The sequence below is a fragment of the Streptomyces sp. NPDC093064 genome (assembly GCF_044754605.1).
Lineage (GTDB): Bacteria > Actinomycetota > Actinomycetes > Streptomycetales > Streptomycetaceae > Streptomyces.
Window position 1 is genome coordinate 1 of the sequence record NZ_JBIVPK010000093.1, and the last position, 4,659, is coordinate 4,659.

The window sequence follows — 4,659 nt, forward strand, 5'->3', positions numbered from 1 at the left end:
CAGGCCGAGCGGTTCGGAGGCGGTGACCAGGTCCCGCAGCGGATGCCGGGCCAAGGCCGCGTCCACCTCCGGCGTCAACGCCGCCGCCAGCCTGGTCATCACCGGCAGCGAGTCGTCCTGGAGCGCCGCCGCCGCGGCGAGCACGGTGTCCCGCTCCGCTCCCTGCGGCACTCCGGCCGCCGCCCGGGTGTGCAGAACGGCCCCCTCCTCCAGCACCAGTCCGGCGTCGATGCCGGCCGGAACCTTGACGGACGCGACGCGGCGCCAGGTGGCGACCGGATGCGCCCAGGCCTCCACGTGGTACGTCCAGCGGCCGACCGCACCCGGAGTGACCTCGGCGCCCCAGCGGTCGGTGCCGGCAGCCAGCTCGCGCATCGGCGTCCATGGGCCGGGCCGGCCCTCCGGATCCGTCAGCACCACGTTGGCGGCCACCGCGTCGTGGCCCTCGCGGAACACGGTGGCGGTGACAGGGAACGTCTCTCCCGCGACCGCCTTGGCCGCTCGCCTGCCGCCCTCCACGGCCGGACGGACGTCCCGCACCGGGATGCGGCCGATCCTCGGGGCCGTACTCGAGGCCGTACTGGCGGCCTGGCTCGGGTTCGAACTCATGGGTGTCACCTCCACCGTGCTCAAGGCCGGGCTCGCGCCCGGCCGGGGAATCGGGTCGTGCCGGGCGGGATCTACCTCCCGGCGCGGGAACGCCTCTGGGCCGCCTTCGGCGGGCCCCGGCGGGGGACGGCGCTCCGGTGCGGCCGGCCGCTCTGCTCCCGCAGGTAGGTGCCGAGGCTGGTGCACAGATAGCGCTCGGCGGCGTCCGCGGCCTCCCGCGCGCAGCGCTTGCCCATCAGCACGCACAGGGTGTAGCCCGAGTCCTCGAAGGTGGACCGCACCCGGCGGTCGTCGGGCGACGCGAGCATCGCGCGTTCCCACGCCCGGTAGCGGCGCAGATGCCGGGCGACTTCGGCTTTGGCGGGTAGCAGCATGGCGCCGTTCACCTTTCGGATGCGCTCGATGGGCTCGTTTCCCCGACAGCCGGGGCGGCGACCGCGCACGCGTGGGCAGCGGTCCCGTTTACGGCGCTCGAGACTTCACTCATGGTGCACGTTCAACGACACAGCGTCCTGTTGGATCTTCAACAAGTGCGCTGACCTGCTCGTGTTGCACGAATGGCGTAGCGCGCGCACTGTGGATTCTGACTCAGAGGCAACAGATGTTCACGCTTCGTGATTTCGGGGCTCCTCGCACCTGCGGGAGCGGAGCGTGGGCCTCGCCGGTGAGGAGCCAACGACGATGAAGACCGCAGTGCCCTGTTACTACCACCTCGACGTGGAAGTCAGCCCGGAACGGGTCGGGCAGGTCAGGCGCATACTGGCCGCGCACCTGCGTTTCTGGGACCTGGAGGACCTCGTCGACCCCGTGTGCGGGGGTGCCGAGATGCTGCTGAAGGCCATCGACGAGCATGCCACCGACAAGCACACCTCCATCGAGATGTGGTGGACCGGCCAGCACCTGATCACCGCCGTCGGGGAGAACAACCACGACCTGCGTCCCGACCAGGACCTGCGCGGCTGCCTGGCCCGCATCGCGGCAACCAGTGACGGCTGGGGCTGCTGCGCCTCCCGGACCGGCAGCAAGATCATCTGGTTTTCGCAGCGGGCCCGCGCCGGGGTGCGCGTCCCGCTGGTCCCGACGGCCCCGGACCCGACCCTGCGCGAGGGTCTGCAGACGCCGCGCGAGATGCCGGTCACGGCACTGGCCTCTCCGCTCAGCGCGCCGCAGGCCGTGCTGGAAGCGGCCCTATGACCGGGCGAAGACGACGGAAAGGGGTACCCGTGTGGAGCGGGTACCCCTACCCGCTGGGGGCGGCGTTCGACGGGAAGGGCACCAACTTCGCGCTGTTCAGCGAGGTGGCCGAGCGCGTCGACCTGGTCCTGGTGGACGACGCCGGCACCCATCGCGCGGTGCCGCTGACCGAGGTCGACGGCTTCGTGTGGCACGGCTACCTGCCCGGTGTCGGGCCGGGGCAGCGCTACGGATACCGCGTGCACGGGCCCTGGCACCCGTCCGCCGGCCACCGGTGCAACCCGAGGAAACTGCTCCTCGACCCCTATGCCACGGCGGTGGACGGGCAGATCGACAACCACCCCTCGCTGTACGAGCGGGCCGCGCACGGCCCGGACCCGGCCGACAGCGCCGGGCACACCATGCTGGGCGTGGTGACCGACCCGACCTTCGACTGGGGCGACGACCGTCCGCCGCGGCGGGCGTACTCCGACACCGTGATCTACGAGGCGCACGTACGCGGCCTGACCCGCACCCATCCCGAGGTGCCGCCCGAACTGCGCGGCACCTACGCAGGGTTGGCGCACCCGGCGGTGATCGAGCACCTGACCTCGCTGGGTGTGACGGCGATCGAGCTGATGCCGGTCCACCAGTTCGTGCACGACGGCGTGCTCCAGGGCCGGGGCCTTTCCAACTACTGGGGCTACAACACCATCGGCTTCTTCGCGCCGCACAACGGCTATGCCGCCGGCGGCATGCGCGGGCAGCAGGTCGCCGAGTTCAAGTCGATGGTCAAGGCGCTGCACGCGGCCGGGCTCGAGGTGATCCTCGACGTGGTCTACAACCACACCGCCGAGGGCAACGAGAAGGGCCCGACGCTGTCCCTCCGGGGCATCGACAACGCCTCGTACTACCGCCTGGTCGACGGCGACTGGGCGCATTACTACGACACCACGGGCACCGGCAACAGCCTGCTGATGCGCCACCCCTACGTGTTGCAGCTGATCATGGACTCGCTGCGGTACTGGGTCACCGAGATGCACGTCGACGGGTTCCGCTTCGACCTCGCGGCCACGCTGGCCCGGCAGTTCCACGAGGTGGACCGGCTGTCGGCGTTCTTCGACCTGATCCAGCAGGACCCGGTGATCAGCCGTGTGAAGCTGATCGCGGAGCCGTGGGACGTCGGCGAGGGCGGCTACCAGGTGGGCAACTTCCCGCCGCTGTGGTCGGAGTGGAACGGCCTGTACCGGGACGCGGTACGGGACTTCTGGCGCGGCGAGGAGCACACGCTCGGCGAGTTCGCCTCCCGGCTGACCGGGTCCGCCGACCTGTACGCCCACAACCGGCGCAGGCCGCGCGCCAGCGTCAACTTCGTGACCGCGCACGACGGGTTCACGCTGCTCGACCTGGTGTCGTACAACGACAAGCACAACGAGGCGAACGGCGAGGGCAACCGGGACGGCGAGAGCGCCAACCGGTCCTGGAACTGCGGGGCGGAGGGGGAGACCGGCGACCCGGCCGTCCTGGAACTGAGAGCTTGTCAGCAGCGCAACTTCCTTGCCACGCTGCTGCTTTCGCAGGGCATCCCGATGCTGTGCCACGGCGACGAACTGGGGCGCACCCAGGGCGGCAACAACAACGCCTACTGCCAGGACAACGAGGTCTCCTGGATCGACTGGCGGCTGACCCGAGAGCAGCGGGATCTCGCGGACTTCACGCGGTACCTGATCGGCCTGCGCAGCGCCCACCCCGTGCTGCGCCGGCGCCGCTTCTTCCAGGGGGACACGACGACCCGGAACGACCAGCCGCTGCCCGACCTGGTGTGGCTGCTGCCGGACGGCCGCGCGATGGCGGAGGAGGACTGGCAGCGCTCCGACGCGCACTCCGTCACGGTCTTCCTCAACGGCGACGCCATCGCCGAGCCCGACCGGCAGGGCCGTTCCTTGGTGGACGACTCCTTCCTCCTGCTGCTCAACGGCTACTGGGAACCGGTCGACTTCCGCCTGCCCGGCCGCGCCTACGGCGACCGCTGGACCACCCTCCTCGACACCGCCGAACCCCTGGGTCCCCCGGACGAGGCCGAGCACAAACCCGGCGGCACCCTCCGCGCCGACCCCCGCAGCCTGATCCTCCTGTCCCGCCCCCCGAAGACTCCCCACTGACCACAGCCGGGCGCGCGCCGAGCGGGATCGGCAGCCCGGTGATGCGCTCCCCGGCCCGGGTGGGCTGGAGCGGCCTTCCACCCCGTGTGCCGTACCCGACGGCGACCTGGGCCTGTCGCTGTGCCGGGGCCGGCGCCATGGGTTCCGAAGCACCCACACGTCCTCCGACCCGTACCGGGCACGGGATCTCCGGCCCCGGGCGGAACCTCCGACCGGCCCGGACCGGGATCTGCGGCCCGCGCCTGCGCCGGCGCACCGGACCTTGCTCCGGGGTGCACGCGACGGGCTCCGTGTTGTGCGTGCCGCGATGCCAGGCGTCCGCTCCGGTGCACCTGACCACGCGACACCGCTTCGGCGCTTGCGTCGGCCGGTGGCCGGTGGCCGGCGGTGGGGACGGGCGGCTTGTTCAGGCCTCCTGGTGGCGGGATGTCACCGTGAACTGGGCGCCGTCCGGGTCGCGGGGGCTACGGCTTTGTCGGGGCTCGCGCGCGGGTCGCTGCCTGCGCGGACCCGGTGGCGCGGGCACGTGGCGCGAGCGTCGGCCGATGGTTGGGGCGGTCGGTTGTTCAGGCCTCGCGGCGGGATGTCACCGTGAACTGGGCGCCGTCCCGGTTACGGAGTATGGCTTCGTCGGGGCCCTCGCGCAGGGCGCTGTCGGCGTGGATCTCGGCGGCCGTGGGCGTGCGGCGTTTGCGTCGGGCCGTGGCCGGTGTCT

At 71.8% G+C, this 4,659-nt stretch carries 4 protein-coding genes; 2 read left to right on the forward strand and 2 right to left on the reverse strand.

The window, feature by feature from the left end; genetic code table 11:
* Both ACIQFZ_RS41800 and ACIQFZ_RS41805 read right to left on the reverse strand, forming a co-directional pair.
* The coding region (locus ACIQFZ_RS41800) for a maltotransferase domain-containing protein (protein WP_376654538.1) at positions 1–609 on the reverse strand (609 nt) is incomplete at its 3' end.
* Positions 610–680: 71 nt separating this feature from the next.
* Positions 681–983: a DUF5133 domain-containing protein gene (locus ACIQFZ_RS41805; protein ID WP_361413625.1), complete on the reverse strand. Its 303-nt coding sequence runs from the start codon at positions 981–983 to the stop codon at positions 681–683.
* A gap of 307 nt (positions 984–1,290) precedes the next feature.
* On the opposite strand from ACIQFZ_RS41805, the gene ACIQFZ_RS41810 reads away from it, so the two are divergent.
* The gene (locus tag ACIQFZ_RS41810) at positions 1,291–1,803 is read left to right on the forward strand and encodes a pep a2 (RefSeq protein ID WP_365426735.1); all 513 of its coding nucleotides are present in this window, start codon (positions 1,291–1,293) and stop codon (positions 1,801–1,803) included.
* Positions 1,800–3,944, forward strand: a complete 2,145-nt coding sequence (gene glgX / locus ACIQFZ_RS41815; protein ID WP_383062942.1) for a glycogen debranching protein GlgX — start codon at positions 1,800–1,802, stop codon at positions 3,942–3,944. The genes ACIQFZ_RS41810 and glgX overlap by 4 nt, the downstream gene beginning before the upstream one ends.
* The last annotated feature ends 715 nt before the right edge of the window (positions 3,945–4,659 follow it).